This window comes from Bacillus cereus group sp. BfR-BA-01524 (assembly GCF_022662595.1).
GTDB classification, from domain to species: domain Bacteria; phylum Bacillota; class Bacilli; order Bacillales; family Bacillaceae_G; genus Bacillus_A; species Bacillus_A thuringiensis_S.
This window is the reverse complement of record NZ_JAKUDW010000472.1, coordinates 1-221: the sequence shown is the minus strand read 5'-3', so window position 1 is coordinate 221 and position 221 is coordinate 1. Positions and strand designations below refer to the sequence as shown.

Sequence of the window (221 nt, the reverse complement as noted above, 5' to 3'; positions counted from 1 at the left end):
TCTTCGATAGATTGCTCATTATTATCAAGAATTTCTGTTACAACTTTACGAAGTGTACCCTCGTCAGAAATTTGAACAAGACCTTTCGCTTTAACGATTTCTTCTGGGTCTGTACCTTTTTCAATTAATTGAACCATTTTAGATAAACCAGCAGGCGTTAATGCAACGTCTTTTAATTCTTTTTGTTGTTTGTTTAAGTATGCAAGTACTTCACCCATTAA

Annotated in this window: 1 pseudogene; it reads right to left on the bottom strand. The window is 33.5% G+C overall.

The features are described from left to right. A pseudogene (locus tag MR170_RS31945) lies at window positions 1–221 on the bottom strand (Asp-tRNA(Asn)/Glu-tRNA(Gln) amidotransferase subunit GatB); the annotation flags it as partial.